General features: G+C 59.2%; 16 protein-coding genes, 1 tRNA gene and 1 other RNA gene. 5 read left to right on the plus strand and 13 right to left on the minus strand.

What is annotated here, in order from left to right:
• Positions 1–40: 40 nt before the first annotated feature.
• The 7 genes from dnaX to LKR43_RS13645 form a co-directional block, all read right to left on the minus strand.
• Positions 41–1,957 carry a DNA polymerase III subunit gamma/tau gene (dnaX, locus tag LKR43_RS13615; RefSeq protein ID WP_227684636.1) on the minus strand — a complete coding sequence of 639 codons (1,917 nt, stop codon included), beginning with the start codon at positions 1,955–1,957 and terminating at the stop codon, positions 41–43.
• A 98-nt stretch (positions 1,958–2,055) separates the two neighbouring features.
• An RNA gene (gene ffs, locus LKR43_RS13620) (signal recognition particle sRNA small type) lies at positions 2,056–2,153 on the minus strand.
• A 10-nt stretch (positions 2,154–2,163) separates the two neighbouring features.
• Positions 2,164–5,529, minus strand: coding sequence for a UvrD-helicase domain-containing protein (locus tag LKR43_RS13625; RefSeq protein ID WP_227684637.1), 3,366 nt, complete (start codon positions 5,527–5,529; stop codon positions 2,164–2,166).
• Positions 5,519–8,173: a PD-(D/E)XK nuclease family protein gene (locus LKR43_RS13630; RefSeq protein WP_227684639.1), complete on the minus strand. Its 2,655-nt coding sequence runs from the start codon at positions 8,171–8,173 to the stop codon at positions 5,519–5,521. The genes LKR43_RS13625 and LKR43_RS13630 overlap by 11 nt, the downstream gene beginning before the upstream one ends.
• 53 nt (positions 8,174–8,226) lie before the next feature.
• The gene (locus tag LKR43_RS13635) at positions 8,227–9,447 is read right to left on the minus strand and encodes a Tm-1-like ATP-binding domain-containing protein (protein ID WP_227684641.1); all 1,221 of its coding nucleotides are present in this window, start codon (positions 9,445–9,447) and stop codon (positions 8,227–8,229) included.
• A complete protein-coding gene (locus tag LKR43_RS13640; protein ID WP_227684643.1) occupies positions 9,447–9,887 on the minus strand; it encodes an SRPBCC family protein in 441 nt (146 codons plus the stop codon). Before LKR43_RS13640 ends, LKR43_RS13635 begins: the two co-directional genes overlap by 1 nt.
• Before the next feature lie 2 nt (positions 9,888–9,889).
• The gene (locus tag LKR43_RS13645; protein ID WP_227684645.1) at positions 9,890–10,729 is read right to left on the minus strand and encodes a phosphoenolpyruvate hydrolase family protein; all 840 of its coding nucleotides are present in this window, start codon (positions 10,727–10,729) and stop codon (positions 9,890–9,892) included.
• A gap of 42 nt (positions 10,730–10,771) precedes the next feature.
• Between LKR43_RS13645 and LKR43_RS13650 the strand changes: the two genes are divergently transcribed.
• Positions 10,772–11,611: an AraC family transcriptional regulator gene (locus LKR43_RS13650; RefSeq protein WP_227684647.1), complete on the plus strand. Its 840-nt coding sequence runs from the start codon at positions 10,772–10,774 to the stop codon at positions 11,609–11,611.
• Between the two features lie 59 nt (positions 11,612–11,670).
• Here the strand turns inward: LKR43_RS13650 and LKR43_RS13655 are convergent, their stop codons facing one another.
• The gene (locus tag LKR43_RS13655) at positions 11,671–12,888 is read right to left on the minus strand and encodes an ABC transporter substrate-binding protein (RefSeq protein WP_227684649.1); all 1,218 of its coding nucleotides are present in this window, start codon (positions 12,886–12,888) and stop codon (positions 11,671–11,673) included.
• A gap of 163 nt (positions 12,889–13,051) precedes the next feature.
• Here LKR43_RS13655 and LKR43_RS13660 point away from each other — a divergent pair, with 163 nt between their 5' ends.
• Complete coding sequence (locus LKR43_RS13660; RefSeq protein WP_227684651.1) at positions 13,052–13,879, plus strand: TOBE domain-containing protein; 828 nt, start codon at positions 13,052–13,054, stop codon at positions 13,877–13,879.
• On the opposite strand, the gene LKR43_RS13665 is transcribed toward LKR43_RS13660, so the two are convergent.
• The 3 genes from LKR43_RS13665 to modA are packed head-to-tail and all read right to left on the minus strand — an operon-like array spanning position 13,831 to position 16,021.
• Positions 13,831–14,568, minus strand: a complete 738-nt coding sequence (locus LKR43_RS13665) for an ABC transporter ATP-binding protein (protein ID WP_227684652.1) — start codon at positions 14,566–14,568, stop codon at positions 13,831–13,833. The two genes, LKR43_RS13660 and LKR43_RS13665, sit on opposite strands and share 49 nt — an antisense overlap.
• Entirely contained in the window at positions 14,565–15,254 is a 690-nt protein-coding gene (gene modB, locus LKR43_RS13670; protein WP_227684654.1) for a molybdate ABC transporter permease subunit, read from the minus strand. The genes LKR43_RS13665 and modB overlap by 4 nt, the downstream gene beginning before the upstream one ends.
• Before the next feature lie 11 nt (positions 15,255–15,265).
• Positions 15,266–16,021 carry a molybdate ABC transporter substrate-binding protein gene (gene modA, locus LKR43_RS13675; RefSeq protein WP_227684657.1) on the minus strand — a complete coding sequence of 252 codons (756 nt, stop codon included), beginning with the start codon at positions 16,019–16,021 and terminating at the stop codon, positions 15,266–15,268.
• Between the two features lie 174 nt (positions 16,022–16,195).
• Between modA and xerD the strand changes: the two genes are divergently transcribed.
• The gene (gene xerD, locus LKR43_RS13680) at positions 16,196–17,113 is read left to right on the plus strand and encodes a site-specific tyrosine recombinase XerD (protein ID WP_370632124.1); all 918 of its coding nucleotides are present in this window, start codon (positions 16,196–16,198) and stop codon (positions 17,111–17,113) included.
• Positions 17,114–17,149: 36 nt separating this feature from the next.
• Positions 17,150–17,641, plus strand: coding sequence for a Cys-tRNA(Pro) deacylase (gene ybaK, locus LKR43_RS13685; protein WP_227684660.1), 492 nt, complete (start codon positions 17,150–17,152; stop codon positions 17,639–17,641).
• 17 nt (positions 17,642–17,658) lie between these two features.
• Here ybaK and LKR43_RS13690 read toward each other — a convergent pair.
• Positions 17,659–17,733 (minus strand) — tRNA-Arg (locus tag LKR43_RS13690).
• A 130-nt stretch (positions 17,734–17,863) separates the two neighbouring features.
• Positions 17,864–18,850, minus strand: coding sequence for a tripartite tricarboxylate transporter substrate binding protein BugE (locus tag LKR43_RS13695; protein WP_227684661.1), 987 nt, complete (start codon positions 18,848–18,850; stop codon positions 17,864–17,866).
• 195 nt (positions 18,851–19,045) lie between these two features.
• On the opposite strand from LKR43_RS13695, the gene LKR43_RS13700 reads away from it, so the two are divergent.
• Positions 19,046–19,948, plus strand: coding sequence for an AEC family transporter (locus tag LKR43_RS13700; RefSeq protein ID WP_227684662.1), 903 nt, complete (start codon positions 19,046–19,048; stop codon positions 19,946–19,948).
• Position 19,949: the final 1 nt, after the last annotated feature.

Consider the following 19,949-nt stretch of genomic DNA (forward strand, 5'->3'; position numbering starts at 1 on the left):
TGGGTATTTCCTGAACATAAAAAATATAAAAAACTGCGCCTTATGCCACCTTACGCAGGGGCGTGGCGCTGATGGAGCCCGGTACCATCCGGGCACCAAACTCGGAGATGAGCGTCTGGACGAAGGGATCGTTGACCGCAGCCTGCTCGGCTTCTTGCTGACGTATGGCTTTCTGGGCTTGCTCAACCGCATGAGCCGTTTCATCGCCGGTGGTACCGTATTCGATATTCAAGCGAATCACAGTACCGAAATGTTCTGACAAAACGGTTTGCAGGCGCTGCCTGCCCGCACTGTCTTCCCGGGACAATATCGCCACACGCAAGGTGACTTGTTCGCCATCGATACCCACCCACTCGCTTTGACGGGCCAACTCGGCAGCCCAGCCCGTGACCGGAAGCACTGCGGCCAGCGCAGGCCAGTCCTGGGCCGTCATACCCTTCAGGCGCGGCCCTTTGGTTTTCTTGCGTTCGCCCATAAGTGCCGCCGGAACAGCGTCGTCGGGCACGGCGTCAATTTCCGGGAAGTCATCCGGTACGAATGATGCTTCCTGGAAGTCGTCGGGCGGGCCATCGTAGGCAGACATGTCGGCGGGTTCGAGACGCGCATCGTCGTCAGTCGCCTCGACGGGCTGCATAGTTTCGAACTGGTTGTCATCGGCCGCCGCTTCAGCCGCCGGTTCGTAAACGGGGCTGGCCTGCCCGGCCGGTTCAGCCTGTTCGGCGTAGCCTTCCGGCGTTTCTTCCCATGCCGGAATATCGGCGGCATCGGGTGCGGCCTGGCTCTCGGGCGCCGGATCAGGCTCAGTGTTGGGTGCAACGGCCTGTGTTTTGGTGTCGTCGGTGCCGGACGGTGGCGCAGGAGGCGGCACCGTACCTGCGGGAACCAGCGCAAGCATGCGCAGGCAGGCCATGACGAAGCCGGCATATTCATCGGGCGCCAGCGACAGTTCGCCGCGGCTATGTACCGCCACTGAGTAAAACAACTGGGTCTGATCGGGATGCATGGCTGCGGCCAGCCGGACAATGTCGTCAGCAAGCGGGTCGTCGGTAGCGATGGCTCCCGGAATGCGCTGCTGAATGGCAACTCGCGACAACAGCACGGCCAGGTCAGCCAGTGCGCCTGAATACGACAGCCCGCGCGAGGCCAGTTCATCAGCCACTTTCAGTACCTGAGCCGCATCGCCGGCAGCCAGCCCACCCAGCAAAGTGACCAGATGCTGCTGATCTATGGTGCCCAGCATGCCCTGCACTGCCTCGCCCGTAAGGTTGCCGGCGCTATAGGCAATAGCCTGATCGGTCAGGGACAGCGCATCGCGCATGGATCCGGATGCCGCCTGCGCCAGCAATCGCAAGGCGGAGACCTCGTACTGCATGCCCTCTTGGCCCAGAACCTCTTGCAGGTGTTCTACGATGGATTCGGCCGTCATCTGCTTCAGATTGAATTGCAGACAGCGCGACAGCACCGTTACGGGAATTTTCTGGGGATCGGTCGTGGCAAGGATGAACTTAACGTGCGGCGGCGGCTCTTCCAGCGTTTTCAGCATGGCATTGAACGCATGACCGGTCAGCATGTGGACTTCGTCGATCATGTAGACCTTGAAGCGGCCACTGCTGGGCGCATACACCGCCTGCTCGAGCAACTGCGTCATTTCATCGACACCGCGATTGGACGCGGCATCGAGCTCGACATAATCAACAAAGCGACCGACATCAATTTCGGTACACGCCTGGCAATGCCCGCAGGGCGTAGCGGTAATGCCGGATTCGCAGTTAAGCGATTTGGCAAGTATGCGCGACAAGGTCGTTTTGCCCACCCCACGCGTGCCGGTGAACAACCAGGCGTGATGCAGACGTTGCGTGGACAGCGCGTGCGTGAGCGCACGAACCACGTGATCCTGGCCTATTAGGGTCTCAAACGAACGTGGCCGCCATTTACGCGCCAGTACCAGATAAGTCATGCGGGGAGCTTAAGCAGAGAGCGATCGGATCGATAAAGGAAAAGTGTACCGGATTCGATGCCGCTTGGGGTATTCGGGGGGATATGAGGCGGGCATGAAGAGGCGAGCCTGACTTCGGCACTGACCCTAAGCGACTATGGCTGCTTCGTTCCCGACCTGACCAGTTTCACCGCCGGACCATGCGAAGGGGCCCGCCAGACTGAAGTTTAACAGGACTTGCCTGCTCGTGCCGGCGGCACGTCCTGCATGTACTCGACCCAAAGGTCGGCCCGGGGAAAATACAGCGCGCCGCGTGCCGGGCGACCATCAATCGCACTGACGTGCGCACAGTAGCGCTGTATCTGGTCGCGATAGCGGTCACGCATGCGCGCCGCAAAACTCTCAAGCGTTTCACTCTCTTGCGGGATGCCGGTCTTGTAATCCACCACCAGCCAGTCATGCTCTTGCGAAATGGCCAGGTCGATGACGGAAACCCGTCCGCTCAGGTCCAGCAAGGACCACTCGCGATGCGCCCTGGCCACCCCCAGCAGCCAGGCACCCCGTTCGCTCCCTATCGTGGCCACCAGCGTGTCACGCAGGACTTGTGCCCCGGCATCGAGTGCGGAGGTGGCCAGTCCTGCCCGCGCCAGCTGCTTGCGAAACACCGGTATGGTGTCATCAAGCCGGCGGATCGGCCAGGACGCCATGCCTTCGTTGCCCAGCCTTTCCAGCCAGGCGTGAGCCACCGTGCCGATCACGCTTTCGTCGCCCGATTCGACTCGCCACTGCCATGGAGTGCCCTGCCCTGCAGGCACAGCAGTCGCCTGAACCTCTGGCACGCTGTCGGGCGTCATGCGCCGCAACAGACGGCCGGCCGGTGCATCCGCGGCGCCTGACACGCCGTCAACCGCCTCGAGATCGGAGGCTTCGGGCAGATCGGGCATCCGGATATGCTCCCACAACCGCCCCAGCAGAGAACTGCCGGCCGGCAGCTTGATGCCCGTCTTGTCATCCAGGCCGACTACACCAATGAGATGCAGCTCCTGCCGCGCCCTGGTCAGGGCAACATACAGCAGACGGTCTGTTTCGTAAGCAGCCCGTTTCTTTTCACGCTCGGCCAGATAAATCGACACAGGATCATGCTCTTCTGCAGTCTTGTGCTTGATGGGTCCGAGCAGCAACTGCCCGCCCGACATCTCGAAACGCATGAGCGGCGCCGTGTCGGCGCGCGGGCGTTTATGCATTCCAGCCAGAATGACAGTTTCGAACTCCAGCCCTTTGGACTTATGTATGGTCATGACTTCGACGGCACGGCCGCTGCTGCTTGGGGCGGCATACAGCTTGGCCAGCCGGTCTTCCAGGGCGACCGGATTCAGACCACCATAGGGGGCAAGCTCTTCGATAAGGCGCAGCAGGCGCTCGGCGTCTGCCCTGTCGCTGGCGCCAGGGTAGATATCGGCGCCGCCCAGGGCCAGCCAGCGTGTTTCAAGCCAGGCTGCAAAAGGCAGGGTACCTGAAGCATTGCCATCATCAAGCAGGATGCTTGCGGCATGACGCAAGCGCCGGGCGTCGTCTTCATGAATACCAGGCTGGCCGGCCGCATCGCGTGCAAGCCAGGCGGCCAGCAATGTCGGGACGGCAGCAGTCAGATCTGCTCCAAACACGGCATGCAGGCTGTTCAGCGTCAGCCCGCAAAGAGGCGAACGCAGCACCGACAGCCAGGCCAATCGGTCGCCGGCGTGCGACAGCGCCCGGGCAAGCTGTGCCAGGTCTATAACAACCTGGCGCGACTGCAAGGACACAAGCTCGACCGCACGGCAGGGAATATCTTCCTGCGCCAGACGGTGCACAATCGCATCGAGATGACTGCGGGCCCTGACCAGAATGGCAACCGGATGAGGACTGTCGGGATATTGCTGCAAGGCTTGCCTGGCCAGATGTATGGCGACAGATTCGGCCGCTGTCACCGGATCGTCAGCCTCATCGGCATTGTCCTTGTCCTGCCATATCGGGTGAAACTGCACGCCCAGACCATCCACACCGTCCTGGAATGCCACCGACGGCGTATAAGTGATCGCCCCCAGTCCGCCATGATTCTCGGCCGGGAAGACGAGCCCGCAAGTGGCATTGACCCAATCCACCAGATTGGCCTGCGAGCGGAAGTTGTCGGTAAGCTCCAGCGCCGTCAAGGTGATGTCGCCCAGCCCCTGCTCTTTCACCTTCAGAAAGCAAGCCACATCGGCCTTGCGGAAGCGATAGATGGATTGCATGGGGTCGCCCACAAGGAACAATGTACGTCCGTCACCCGTTTGCCAGCCTGAAGTCAGGCGCTCGAGCAGATCGATCTGTGATTGGCTCGTGTCCTGGAATTCGTCTATCAATATGTGCCGTATGCTCGTATCGAGAGCGAGCAACAGGTCGGTGGGATCATCGGCATGACCGAGAGCCTGCAGGGCGCGCTGCGCAATCTCGGCGAAGTCCACCTCGGCCGCCTCGGTAAAACGCAGGTTCAGTTGCGCCGCAGCCAGCCACAGCACCTCGACCAGCAAAAGCAGGACTTCGTGCTGTTCGTCGGTATAGCCTTCGGCCGGTGCAAGCCGTATGCCTGCCAGCATGGCGACCCAGTCCTCCGAGTCGGACGCAGCATTGAGCCATTGCAGAAACTCGTCCTTGTAGGCAGCCTTGGCTTCGAACCCTTCCTTGATGGTGACACGACGGCGCAGGGTATTCTTGCCGGTCAGCAGAACATTGGCCAAGGCCTGCCACTGCTCCAGACTCGCCATATCGGTTCCGAACGGAGCCCCCTCCCAAAACTGCAAGGCTTCCAGGCTGGCGCCGTTCCCGGCTGCGGCCAGGACATTTGCAGCCCTTGAAACACAGGGCGCCAACGCCTGCGCCCACCCTGCAGGCATCGCCTGTGCCAATGCCGTCAGATCGGCCACGACGGCGCTGTCCAGGTTGTCCAGCAAGACGTCGACATCCGCCCCCTGCCCCAGCAATGGCAACCACTGATCCCTGCTGGCCAGCATATCGGCCAGCAACTCCTGTGCTGCGCGGACGTCCACATCCATGTGCGCGATCAGGCCTGCCACGGCGGCATTGTCATCAGCCATGGCCAGCGTCGCCTGCGCGGCGGCCTCGTAGTGCTCCCGCGCATTGTCGGTGATGGCGGGCACGCCACCCAATGATGTCAGCCAGGGCATGGCGCGTACCAGCCAGGTGCAGAAAGAGTCTATGGTGCGGATGCTGAGTCTGGCCGGGTACTCCAGCAGATCCCAGCCCAGCTCTCGATCACGTTGCAAAACGGCTTGCGCAAGCTGCCAGCCGCGCAGCTTGTAAGGTTCTGCAGGCTGCGGGCCCATACCCGCCTGCAGCTTGGCCAGAACGCGGGCATGCATTTCCGAAGCCGCCTTGCGGGTGAACGTGATGGATACGATTTCTTCCGGACGGTTTACCGTCGCCAGCAAGGCCAGAATCCGGTCTGTAAGCAACTCGGTTTTCCCCGAGCCGGCCGGGGCCTGGATAAGGAAGGAACGCGAAGGATCTATCGCCGCAGCGCGTACCGCACTATCGCTGGGTTGCTTAATCGACACGTGGGTACTCCTCGTTCAGGCGCAACAAAGGCAAGACATCGCAATACTGTATGTCATCTTTTCGCAGACTATGGTTGCGCGCTACACCCGCTGCGTATTCATCGGCCATCAAACAGATGACATCGCGCCATTGCTGCATCAGCTGATCCCAGCTGTACGCCGCAAAGGCCGGCCAGTCGGACAATCCGGCCAGCCCCTCAAAACCGTAATCGGCATCAGCCAGCCCCTTGACCTGAACTTCGCGGGCATGCAGCCGTGCCAGCACCAGTGCGGCCACACGGGCATCGTCTTGCGCGAGCACCGAAGCATAAAACGGCAGTTGCAAGCCCACCGGGCGCTCACGCATCCAGTCGGATTTGGGGTCCAGGCGCCCGCCACCCGACTTGTAGTCGATAACGGCCAGGCGCCCGTCAGCCAGCTCATCTATGCGATCCAGGCGCAGGCTGAGCTGCAGCGCCCCGTGCGACCACGCATAAGTTTGCTCGACATCACGCACCCGAAATGGTTCACGCGTCAGTTCAAGCAGCAGCCATTTCTGCAGCACACCCGTCGTGCGTTCCGTTTCCATCCGGCGGACCGCCGGCGCATAGTCCTGCAGGCACTCATCTGCCGCCTGTTGCACGGATGGTTCCAGCAGCGACTGCAAGCCGCCATTTGCCTGCAGATCAAACAGTGCCTGCTGGTCTGCGAGCATGCGCCACACCAGCTCTATGGCCCGGTGCAGCAACAGTCCGCGGGCGTTCTGGTCAGACAGCTGGGCGTAGTCAGGCAGCTCGCTTGCACCCAATCGGTACTTGGCAAATGCCCATAAAGGATTGCGCGCCTGCGTGTCGATGACAGCAATCCCGCCACGGGTCAGCGCACCAGCCTGCACGGGCGGGCCTTGTTCATCACGAACACATTCCAGCGTGATGGGCCGAGGCTCCCGGGCACGCAGTTCCCTGGGGCTGGCTTCAATATCTGCAATGCAGGGACTGGGGCGCAACTCACGCTCGCCTTCGTACTCGGCATGGCTCAGCCACACTTGCGGCGCACTGGCGAGCAGGCTTTGATAAAGCGTTCTGGCCCAATGCAATTCGCGCTCTGGTGTCGCGCGTGGCGCACGCGCCTGACGCAATGCGGCCAGTGGAATGAATGGATTGGGCCTGGGTGGAGCCGGCAGCACCTCATCGGTCAGTCCCAGTACCCATACGCCATCCCAGCGCCCACCCTCAGACTCCAGCAAGCCCAGCACATCCAGTCTTGCCGCCGGATCCCGCTGAGGTTGAAACGGAGTTTCACGGGCAAGGCGCTGCAACAGGCTCACGGCGGTCGTCATGCTTACGTTGCCCATGACACGCGCCTGGCGCGCAAGACTGTCCATCAGTCCATCAAAGGCTTCCAGCTGTTGAAAGGCATGGCTATCCAGCACGGCTTGTCCGGGATAGCCCAGAATCTGCAAGCCCTGCCGGAAGCGCCGCACCCAGACATCAACGGTGGCCGGCCCTGACTGCCCGGACATCAAGGCGTGGCTGTCGTGCCAGGCCGTAGCAAGTTCAGGCGCATGCTGAGCCAGCAGCTCTGCAAACGACGTTGCAGACACACCCATTACGGCACGCCGACGCCAAAACGCATCGATGGCAGCCCGACCTGAAGCCTCGCGGCCGGCACCGGCACATGCACCGGCCAGCAAAGCGGGCCCGAGGTCGGCAGGTGCGCAGGAATTCCTGATGGTAAAACCGGCCAGCACACGCAGCCATGCCAGGGCAGCCGCGACCAGAGGCCATTCATTCATGGCGCGTGCAACTGCAACGTTATAAGGCAGTACCTGGCCTTGTTCGTCGAGCAGGCCGCTCCGAAGACAGCGATGGGCAAGCACCACGTCAGCCTCCAGCCGGGCGGCCACTATGGCATAGCGGCCCTGCGGATGCATCTGCAACTGGTCGGCAGCCCATTGCACCGCCAGCCGCCATTCGTCGTCAGGACCTGGTGCCACCACTCGTTTCACGGTATCCGCCATCTGGACGGGTGCACTCAACACCGCAAGCCTGACCCCCTGCTCCTGCAGGGCGAGCAGCATATCGGACAAGCGGGGCGAAAACTCGTTGAATCCGGCCAGCACTATTGTGCCCGCCGGCGCCTGGAGCATGCCGTCGCGCACTGCCTGGACGATGCGACCATAGGCAAGGTTGGCGTCCTCCATGTCCAGCTGTGCCAACTGCTTTCGATAGCGTTCGCGCCAGTCCAGAAAATGCTGGTAGTCGCTGGTCTCCGTGCCTTGCGCGGGTTGTATGTGCCAATCGTCGATCAGTCGGTCAGCTTCGGCAGCCAGTCTGGCCGCCTGGGCAACGTCGAGCAGGGCCCGCTCGGATTCAGCTTCTGCAATCACTTGCTTCCAGAGCCACTGCGCCCCGAAGGCATCCAGCGTGTGGGAAGCGAGGCCACAATCGGGTACGAAGGAAAGCTGATCGGCGGCTCGCCGCAGCCAGCCTGACAGGGGCACGATATCGGGTACGGCCATCACGCTGCGTCCGGGGCTCAGCGATGCCGACAGATCGGCAAGAATGCGGCGCGCGTGACGATTATTGACGGTCAGCACCAGTACGTCCTGGGCTTCCAGCCTTGCGAGCTCATCCAGCGTGATGGGTGGGAATAGGTCTGTCATGGGTCGAGGCGCGCCTGGCCGATTCTGCAACAGACCTATTCTAACGACTTCCTTTACGGTTCCATCACATCGCGCACAGTTGTTGCCAGTGCCCTTGCAAATTCAGGATCGTTGATATGCCACGGCAGTTTTTCCAGCCGGTGCCGGTCGGTAGCTACAAAATGGCGCTCTATCGCAGAAAACAGCGCCTGGTCGGCATCCGGATCATGGAATGGCGCGCCAGGCCTATCGATGGCAGACAGGCCCTGCATGGGCAGCAACAAACGCACGATGCCCGGCGACTGATTCAACCGCAAGGCAATATGCTCGCCCGCCCGCTCCAGCTCGGCCGCTGTACTGCGCATCAGGGTAACGTGGGCATTATGCGTATGAAAAAGACGATCGGCATGGCGGACCGGTATGGTGTCGCGCGCCCCCCAGTTGATCATGTCGAGCGCGCCGACGGAACCTATCCAGGGCAGGCCCAGCTCGGCCGCCGCAGCAAGCCTGTCAGGACCCGCGTCGCAGACCCCGCCGGCCAGATGCTGGCCCACCTCGGTCGTGGTGATATCAACGATGGCGCGAAGCAACCCGGAATGGGCCAGGGACTCCATGGTCCGGCCACCTATGCCATTGGCATGGAACACCTGGCAATCGTAATCAGAGTCAAGTAACCGTGTAACGGCTTGCACGCACTCGGTGGTGACGCCAAACATGGTCAGACCAATAGCGGGGAGCTCGTCGGTTGCAGGCTCGGGCACCGGGTGCTGGACCATGCCGACCATGGCATGTGCTGCGTTGGCCAGCACCATGCGTGACAGGCGGTTGATGCCTGCCAGGTCGGTCACCGGGTTCAGCATCATGATGTCGTATACGTCGACAAAGGGTGCAACGTTGCCCGCGGCAAGCGTAGACACCAGTAGCTTGGGCATGCCATAAGGCAATACCTGCAAGGCGGGTGCCAGCATGGAAGTACCACCCGATCCGCCTATGCCCAGAACGCCCAGGATCTGCCCTGCCTTGCTGCGGTCACCGATCAGGCGGCGCAAGGCCTGACCCATTGCAATCACCGCGGCACCCCTGTCGGTGCCACCCAGCACATGCCCGGCACCCGATTCATGGTAAGCGGCCACATCGGAGGCAGACAGGTCGGCCTGGCCTGCCGTGCCGCGGGTGCTGATGTCTACCGTGAGCACGGGCAGGCCGGCCTGTCTGATCAACCTGGCCAGATACGTAAGTTCATCGGCCTTGGTATCAAAGGTTCCGACCACCCAGACGGATGGTGTTGTCGTCATCAGCCTTTCCCGTAACGCTCATTCACGCACTGAAAGAATATCCGGAAGGTATCGGCAACACGCTCGACGGCCTCGGCTTCCTGATCCGCCGGCACATCAAAGGTGGCCCACCATTCACCAAAGCACTGCCCCGTTTCGGTAACCGGCAGCAAATGCATCTGTGCCACGTAGTTAGTCCAGTCGGCATCAATGTGAAGGATTTCATAGGTGCAGCGATGCTCGTGATCGGAAAGCTCGAGCAATCGCTCGCGCAGTATGCCGCCACCGTCACGAACGGTGAAGTGGCGCACGCAACCGATGCGGTCTGCCGGCCACTGGTCTTCAATGTAGGAATTTTCAAAGAAGGGATGATAATTGCCCAGATCACCAAAATCGCGCAGCATCTCCCACGCCTGATCCAATGTGGCGTCCATAACGGCGCTTACATAGACTCTTGCCATGATCATCCTTTTTTACGTGACAGTGCCTTGTACAAAGACACATGTTTGGTGATGGCGACCTCGACAGGCAGCCGCTCCATGCTGCTGGCACCGTAGAAGCCGTTGCAATGCTCGCTGTGGTCCAGCACATACTGCACATCGTCGGGCATGGAAATGGGGCCGCCATGCGCAATGACGATGATGTCTTTGCGGACTTTTCGTGCGGCTTCGCCCCACTCATCGATCAATCGCACAGACTCTTCCAGCGTTTTGGCCGAGTTCGCCCCTATGGTGCCACCGACGGTCACGCCCATGTGTGGCACGATGAAATCAGCACCCGCCTTGGCCATTTCAACAGCTTCATCAGCACTGAACACATAAGGCGTAGTCAGCAGATCCAGTTCATGCGCCTGACGGATCATGTCGACTTCCGTTGAATAATTGATGCCGGTCTCTTCGAGACTTTGGCGGAAGGTGCCGTCGATAATGCCAACGGTGGGGAAGTTCTGCACGCCGGCAAATCCCAGCTCCTTGAGCTTTTTCAGGAACACCGGCATGACGATAAAAGGGTCGGTGCCGTTCACTCCGGCCAGCACGGGCGTGCGCTTGCACACTGGCAAGACCTCGCCGGCCATTTCGAGCACAATTTCGTTGGCATTGCCATAGGCCAGCAAGCCTGCCGACGATGCGCGCCCTGCCATGCGATAGCGACCAGAGTTGTAGATCACAATAAGATCTATCCCGGCCGCCTCTTCACACTTGGCCGAAATACCCGTACCCGCGCCACCGCCAATAATGGGTTCACCCCGTGCGACCATGTCCTGAAACTTCTGCATCAATGCCTGGCGATCATGCCTTGCCATAACAACTCCTTAGTAACGCGTTTTTGTGTAATGATTCGATTTATGGAGAAACCTGACCTGCAGACCGAGACGCATATTCTGGGCGATGACACCCGCCTCATCACAGTTCGTGCCGAACACTGTGAGGCGCTGGCCGCGCGGCATATTGCTCATGTTGCCGTCGTAGATGCGGCCTCTCCGTATACGGTAGTTCGCACCCACCTTAGCGGCGCGTTCCTGCAAGTGTGCCTGGGCGGCGAAGGCCAGACCTTGCTGGATGGCAACTGGCGCAGCCATACCGTTGGCCTGGCCAGTTTCGCGCCTGCGCATGTTCTGCATGCCTTCCACTGCCTGCCTGGTCAGCGCTGGCAGCTGTGCTGGGTGCGCTTCATGCCCAGTTCGCCCAGATCGCTGGCAAGCGCCATGGCGCCAGGCCTGACCAGGTTCGACGGACGACCGCTGGAAAAAGCCATACTGGGACTGTCGGCTGAAATGGAGTCGGATGCTGACCCCGGCACCTGCGCCATTTGGGTAGACATTATTGAACGCTATGTAACCCGCATAGTAGACCCCTGGCAGCGCGAACCACGCCTGAACAGCATGTGGTCGGCGATTCTTGACGACATCGGGCGGCCATGGACACTTGAAGAACTTGCGCGCCTGGCGAATATCAGCCCTGAACATTTGCGCCGACTGTGCTGGCGCAACTTTGGCCGCAGTCCGGGAAAGCAACTGACGACCATGCGCATTGCGCAGGCGGCTCATCAGCTGGTGACTACCCAAAAGAAAATTGAAGCCATTGCCCAGGACGTGGGCTACATCAACCCCTTCACTTTCTCGAATACCTTCAAGCGCCTGACCGGCTTCCGCCCATCGGAGTACCGGTCCAGGCCCCGCAGCTAGAAAGCTGCGAGGCCTTTGATCGATGCCGTAAAGCGTGGAATCCACCGTATGCTTCCGGCTTACTTCTTGACCAGATAGCAGGTGCTGTCGGCCAGCGGAGCAAACGCCTTGTCAGCCGGGATGGTCTTGACCAGCTTGAAGTAATCCCATGGCCCCTTGGACTCGGATGGAGATTTGACTTCCCACAGATACATGTCGTGAACCATGCGCCCGTCTTCGCGGACCTTGCCGTCCTGGGCAAAGAAGTCGTTGATGGGCATTTCACGCATTTTGGCCGAAACCGCATCGGGGTCATCTGTGCCGGCTGCCTGCACCGCCTTCAGGTAGTGCATGGTGGATGAATAGTCGCCTGCATGCGCCATATTGGGCATGCTGTTCATACGCTCGTAATATCGTTTTGCGAACTCACGGGACCCATCGTTCATATCCCAGTACCAGGCATTGGTAAGCATCATGCCCTGGGCGACATCAATGCCGATGGAGTGTATGTCATTGATCCAGAGCAGCAGGCCGGCAAGCTTTTGCTTGGGCGTAAGACCAAATTCGTGAGCCGCCTTGATGGCGTTGATGCTGTCGTGTCCTGTGGAGGCCAGGCCTATGATTTTTGCACCCGATGACTGGGCCTGCAGAATATAGGACGAGTAGTCGGTTGTGCCCAGTGGATGGCGGGCTGCACCCAACACCTTGCCATTAGCGGCGCGCACGACTTCACTGACCTGCTCTTCAAGGCCTATGCCAAAAGCAAAATCAACCGTCAGGAAGTACCAGGTATCGCCACCAGGCTGTTCAGCAACCGTACGCCCGGTGCCGTGAGCCAGTGAATAGGCATCGTAGGTGTAGTGTATGGTGTAGGGCGAACACATCGCATTAGTGAGCCCCATATTGGAGGGATTATTGACGATGATGTGGCGCTTTTTTTCCTTGGCGATACCGGCAACGGCCAGGGCGACCCCCGAGTTAGCCAGGTCAGTAATCATATCGACGCCGTCGCGGTCGAACCATTCACGTGCCTTTGCGGCACCAATATCGGGCTTGTTCAGGTGATCGGCAAAGATGACCTCGATGGGCTTGCCGAACATGGTGCCGCCGAAATCCTCGACCGCCATCTTCACGGCTTCAATGGCCCCTTTGCCGGATACATCGGCATAGACGCCGGAAATATCGGTAAGCACACCTATGCGTATGACATCGTCGGATAGTGTCTGGGCGTGGGCAGTGGCGGCACCGGCTGTCAGGGCGATAGACGCCGCGGTACATTTCCATAAACTGGTCTGCATATTTCGTCTCCTGTGTAATTCGTTCGCACGGACTGCGATTCGGACCCTGTGTTCCCAAGGTATGCCTCATGCTAAATTTCGGCTGTCCCGGCGTCCATACTTTGAAGGCACCTGCACCTATCCGAAATCCACTTCCTGAACGAAAACGGCCTACACTGAACCTATGTCTGAACAAAATAAAGATCAAGAAACTCCGCCTGTAGAGCTGGCCGGCTCCATCTGGTTCCGTTCAGGTCAACAGAACTGGGGAAATCAGAAACGCATGGCGCTGCTGGCCGCCATCGACTCAGAAGGGTCTATCACTGCTGCAGCGAAAAAAATCGGCTTGAGCTACAAGGCCGCATGGGATGCGGTCGAGACGATGAATAATCTGGCGGGCGAGCCGCTGGTACAGCGCATCACCGGTGGCCAGCGTGGCGGTGGCGCGAACCTGACCGCTCGCGCTCATGAATTAATACGCGTATACGCCCTGCTGCATGCCGAGCACGAACGCTTCATGGCCAGGCTCGCAACCATCAATGATCAGGCCAGCCACAACCTGGAAGTGATACAGCACATGATGATAGATACTTCCGCACGCAACAAGCTTATAGGCACCGTAGTTGCCATCACTCCCGGCGCTGTCAACGATGAGGTGACACTGGAACTGAACCGCGAGACGCACATTGTGGCCTCCATCACCAGCGAGAGCACTCAGAGTCTGGGGCTGGAACCCGGCAAGCGCGCACTGGCCTTCATCAAGGCCTCGTCGGTGCTGGTAGGTCAGGCCGGTGACAACATGCGCTTATCAGCACGCAATCAGCTGCCGGGCAAAGTAAGTCGTATTACCGAAGGTGCCGTCAATAGCGAAGTCTGCATCGAATTGCCCACAGGCCATGTTATAGCGGCCATCATTTCCAGGGAAAGCCAGGCATCCATGGGGCTGGAAACCGGTCAAAAGGCTTATGCCATTTTCAAGGCATCCAGCGTCATGCTGGGTGTGATGGACTGAAGCTCGTGCAAATCCGACGGGTGGCAGCGTCCGACAATGCTGCCATCCTGTATCAGATACACTTCATCGGCCAGAGCTATCGCATCGTCCGGGTCGTGCGTAATCAAAATGGTCGGTATCTGAAGCGCGGCCTGTAAAGCCGCCAGTTCTTCGCGCATGGTGCGGCGCAGGTTCACATCAAGGGCCGACAGGGGTTCGTCCAGCAACAAAAGCCTGGGCTGCACCGCCAGTGCGCGCGCCAGTGCGGTACGTTGCTTCTGGCCACCCGAAATTTCACGCGGATAGCTGTGCAAGACGCTTTGCAGGTCAAAGGCGTCCACCCAGCGCATGGCGGGACGCGGCAAGGAATTGCGCCTGGGGTTTAGCCAGCCCTGCTTAAGTCCGAAGCCGATATTCTGCTCGACGGTCAGGTGCGGGAACAGGCCGTAATCCTGCTGCAGATAGCCCAGCTTGCGCTCCTGAGGCGTCAGAAAAATATTTTTCCCCGCATCGAACAGCGTGCTTCCATCGACGCGGATATAGCCGCTGTCCGGATGCATCAGGCCGGCAATGGCATGCACCGTCAATGTCTTGCCCGATCCGGATGGACCAAACAAGGCAATGCGGCGGGCGCTGGACTGCAGCACTACATTCAGGTGGAATTCCCGCTTTCCCGCATGAATGCGCCGCGCGATATTGATGTCTATCATCGCCGCCCTCCTGCCATGCCCTTCATGCGCGACCGATCAGGCGCCAGGCGTCCTGCAATCAGCAGTACCACCACACAGGTCAGCGCCGTGACCAGTACCAGCGTATTGGCCGTGTCGTCGTTGCCAGCCTGGACTGCCTCGTAGATGGCAATCGACAATGTTTGTGTGCGCCCGGGTATGTTTCCGGCAATCATCAGCGTGGCGCCGAATTCACCCAGCGCACGGGCGAATGCCAGCAGCACGCCAGCCAGAATGCCATGCAGCGCCAGCGGCAACGTTACCCTGAAGAAAATACCCCATGGACCAATACCCAATACCCGTGCGCCGTCCTCCAGCGCATGATCCACGTCTTCAAAAGCCGCACGCGCTGCTTTCAGCACCATGGGAAACGCCACCACTGTCGCGGCAATGACCGCCCCCTGCCAGGTGAAGACCAGCTCTATACCCAGCCCGGATAAATATGATCCAAACCAGCCACGGCGGCCCAGCAACACCAACAGGTAATAGCCGATAACCGTGGGCGGCAGCACCATGGGCAGCGTCAGCAGGGCATCTATCGCGTCAGCCCAGGAAGAGCGCCAGCGCGACAGGCCGTAAGCCACACTGATACCCAGCACAGCCGCAAAAAAAGTGGCCCAGCCGGCCACTTTAAGCGACAGCAGCAGCGGAACGCTGATTTCCGTCATGGTCTGCCGGATCAGGGTTTCGAGAACCCGTATTTGGCAAGCACAGCCTGCCCTTCGTCTGAATCAATGTAATCCAGAAAGGCCTTGGCATCGGGATGACGGCCATCGCGCTTGACCAGGGCAATGGGATACAGCACCGGCGTGGGCGAGGACAGCTTTTGCACGACCTTTACTTTGTCATGCATGATGGCTGCATCAGTGGCATAGACAAAGCCTGCATCGACCTCGCCGCGCGCGACGTAATCCAGTACTTGCCGTACGTTCTGGCCCAGCACCTCGCTTTTCTTGACTGTATCCCAGTCACCGGATTGCTCAAGCAATCCTTTGGTATAGCGGCCCACCGGTACGGAAGCCGGATTGCCCAGGGCAATGCGCGTGACGCCATCTGATTTCAAATCGGCCAGCGATTTGATGTTGTTGGGATCGTTGACGGGAACGATCAGCACGACTTCATTACGGACAAAGTTGTGCCGCGTGGCCGTTTCAATGCTGCCGGCCGCCACGGCCTTGTCCATGGCCTTCTGGTCAGCCGAAGCGTATATATCCATGGGAGCGCCCTCAATTACCTGCTTTGCTACGGCATCAGAACTGGCAAAACTCATCAGCACCTTGGTATCGGGGTGCTTCTGCTGGAATTGCGTGGCAAGCTCGGTAAAAGCGTTGGTCAGGCTGGCAGCCGCCCCCACCAGCATATCGGCAGCGGAGACCTGAGCATGCCAGCCCACAGCGGCAAGTACTGCCGCTGCGATCAGTTTCTTGAGTTTCATTACTTGTTCCTGTGTTGTTGGAGCGTGAGCCAAGACCCGTTTGTTGCAGCTCGTAATATATATACCTATATAACGATATGTCAAACCCGACCACAACTAAAACACGGATTGTTTGCATTGGCGCAAAAGCCGTCAGGCCTGCGACAATGCAGTATCAAAATCATACGCAACCAAATCACGACACAAGCACCGTTGACTTACCTGCCTCCCCCCTCTATCGATGCTTTCCTGGATGCCATCTGGCTGGAAGACGGCCTGGCCCAGAACACGCTGTCGGCATACCGCCGCGACCTGTCCGCCTTTGCCCAGTGGCTGCACGCCAAGCCGGGAAAAAAGCTGGAGCAGGCCGATGCAGCCGACATCCAGGACTGGTTTGCGGCTAAACATGCCACAACAAAAGCCACTACCGCCAACCGGCGCCTTGCTGCATTAAAGCGTTACTACCTGTGGGCCATGCGCCAAGGACTGGTTTCAAAAGATCCTTGCCTGACCCTGCGAGCCGCAAAGCAAGCAGCACGCTTTCCAAAAACACTATCTGAAGACCAGGTTGACGCCCTCCTTCAGGCACCCGATCATCGCAACGCCCTGGGCCTGCGCGACCGCGCCATGCTGGAAACCCTCTACGCTACCGGCCTGCGAGTCAGTGAACTGATCAGCCTGGGCATGCTGGACGTCAGCCTGGCAGAAGGCATCGTACGCATCAATCAGGGCAAAGGCGGCAAGGACAGGCTGGTACCGCTGGGTGACGAAGCCCTGCACTGGATAGACTTGTATATAAAAGAGGCTCGCCCCGATCTGCTGGGCCCGCGCCGCTGCGATGCCCTGTTCGTCACCTCTCGGGCAGCACCCATGACACGGCAGTCATTCTGGTTGATCGTAAAAAAATACGCGGCACTGGCCGATATTCACACGCCCCTGTCGCCACACGTGCTGCGCCATGCCTTTGCAACACATTTGCTGAACCACGGCGCCGACCTGCGCGTTGTACAGATGCTGCTGGGCCACGCCGACATTTCGACAACACAGATTTATACTCATGTTGCCAGCGAACGCCTTAAAACCCTGCACGCCAAACACCACCCCCGCGCCTAGGCCTCGCCCCATTTCTATTATTGTCACCCCACAACAATGGCCAAAGAAAAACACGTTTCGGAAACCCCCGCCACCCAGTTCCTGAAAAAACACAAGATCAGCTTTACCGAACACCCCTACGAATATGTGGATCATGGCGGCGCAACCGAAGCTGCGCGGCAACTGGGACTGGATTTACATCAGGTGGCCAAGACCCTGATCATGGAAGATGAGCATGCCAGGCCTCTGGTTGTGGTCATGCACGGCGATCTGGAAGTTTCCACCAAGAATCTGGCTCGCCAGACCGGCAGCAAGAAAATCGCCCCCTGCACACCTGACACCGCACAAAAGCATTCCGGCTATTTGGTGGGCGGCACCTCGCCCTTTTCCACGCGCAAGAAAATGCCTGTGTGGGTAGAACAAGACCTGCTGGACTATCCGGTTATTTATGTGAATGGCGGACGGCGCGGTTATTTGATAGGCGTGGCGCCGTCGGCGCTGCTGGATTTGCTGGGTGCGAAGGCTGTGCAGGCGGGGATACCGAAATAGGCGCTAGCGGGAGATGGTGGCGTCCCCGGCAGGAATCGAACCTGCAATCTTCCCTTAGGAGGGGAAAGTTATATCCATTTAACTACGGAGACGCGGTGTGGGCTGAGATTATAAAGCACACTGGATGAACACAAGGTTGTTCAAAAAAAACCGGAGCCTTGCGCTCCGGTTTCTTCATGAAGACACGCCGGCATCGGCAGGTGTCTTCACAGACTGGCCGTCCTACTCAAGCTTGATATTGCCTTTGGCGACAACGTCTTTGGCCCAGTCGTATTGCTCTTTGATTTCCTTGCCGAACTCTTCCGGCGTGTTGCCCGAAGGAGCAGCGCCCTGTTTCTCGAGAGCGGCAATGACCTTGGGATCCTTCAGTGCAACAACGGCGGCATCGCGTAGGGTCTTGATGATTTCGTCGGACGTACCGGCGGGAGCCAGCAAGCCGTACCAGGCAGGCTGGTTCAGCTGAGGATAGCCCTCTTCTGCCAGTGTGGGCACATCGGGCAGGCTTGCCACGCGCTCTGGCCATGCAACGGCCAGGGCACGCAAGTTGCCGGCCTGGATCTGCCCCATGGAGGAAGGCAGGTTGTCGAACATACTGTCGATCTGGCCGCCAACTGCGTCAGTTACAGCAGGACCCGAGCCTTTGTAGGGTACGTGAATGGCATCGGTGCCGGTAGCCAGCTTGAAGGCCTCGCCAAACAAGTGCAGTACCGAGCATGTGCCCGAACTGCCATGTGTATGCTTGCCGGGATTGTCTTTAAGGATTTGCACAAATTCCTTGAAGGTCTTGGCCGGGAACTTGGGATTGACTTCGATAACGTTAGGTACGTTGGCGAAGTTGGTGACCGGCAGGAAATCCTTCAGGGGGTCATAAGGCAAGTCGTCAGGGCGGCAGGCCGGATTGACGGCCATGGTGGAGACGGTTGCAATCGACAAGGTGTAGCCATCGGGCTTGGCGCGGGCCGCTTCGGTTGCACCGATTGCGCCACCTGCACCGCCTTTGTTCTCGACAACCATGGTTTGTCCGAGTTCTTCGCCCATGCGTTGGGTTACGATGCGTGCCACGATATCGGTTGAGCCGCCAGGCGCAAACGGAACAATGACGCGGATAGGCTGTGATGGGTAATCAGCAGCTACGGCAGTGGCGCCAAATAGCGAAGCCACGCCTGCGGCGAGGGTAATCGCTGCGAGTTTCTTTTGGAATATTGCCATGTCTTGATCTCTCCATGAGTGCATGAAAGCAGTAAAACAAGCGCTTTAATTTTGCGTTAAGCTCATTTTTATTGCGAACCGCAGAATAACAGCATTCTGGCATCCTTGTCTTGTCCGGTTACAGTTGCCATTCGCCAGCCCTATTGCCCGATCCCCGCGCCCAGCCAGCATTCCTACTATTCACAACGCAACCCCATGTCTGTATTCCTGCTTGTATTGCCTGACTTTTTGCTTATTGGACTTGGCTGGCTGCTGCTGAACAAGCGCCTGTTTACAGGCGATTTTTTCAAGAGTGCCGAAAAGCTGGTGTACTTCGTGCTGTTCCCGGCCCTGCTGTTTCACTCCATCACGCAAACCCCGCTTAGCCTCTCGGGCACATATGTTTTGCTGCAGGCCACGGTTGGTCTGATGATGTTCGGCATTGCAATGGCCTGGCTGGCCGTACCGGTCCTGCGTCCCGATCCGGTAGACCATGCATCGCTTGCGCAGTGCGCTTATCGTTTCAATACCTATATGGGTCTGTCACTGGCCGGCAGTCTGGCCGGAGCCAACGGCCAGACCGTCATGGCCATATTGGTCGGCTTCGCCATTCCAATAGTTAATGTTGCCGCCGTCCATGCGCTGGCACGCCAGAACGGCGGCAGAATAGTGCGCGAGATCCTGCAGAATCCGTTGATCATTGCCACCGTACTGGCTTTGCTGTGCAATTTTCTGCGCATACCCATCCCAAACGTCATTGACACCACGCTTAGCCGGCTGGGTTCGTGCGCCATCGCCATAGGCCTGATGTGCGTGGGCGCGACCCTATCGCTCCACGGTGTGCGCAGCGCCGGCAAACTGATGGGGTGGATCATCACGCTGCGCCTGATGGTGCTGCCGCTCGCAGCGCTGTTTCTGGGCTGGATACTTGACCTGAGCATGGTTGAAAGACAAATACTGTTGTTATTTGGCGCCCTGCCCACAGCTTCGTCAGCCTATGTGCTGGCAGCAAGAATGGGCGGTAACGGACGCCTGGTCGCGGTCACGATGTCGCTGTGCACCGTGTTGTCCGCGCTGACCATTCCTTTCTGGCTGATGGCCGGATCTATTGTTTGGTGAA

Origin of the sequence: Pusillimonas sp. MFBS29 (assembly GCF_020687695.1) — a bacterium.
Classification (GTDB): Bacteria; Pseudomonadota; Gammaproteobacteria; order Burkholderiales; family Burkholderiaceae_B; genus Pusillimonas_C.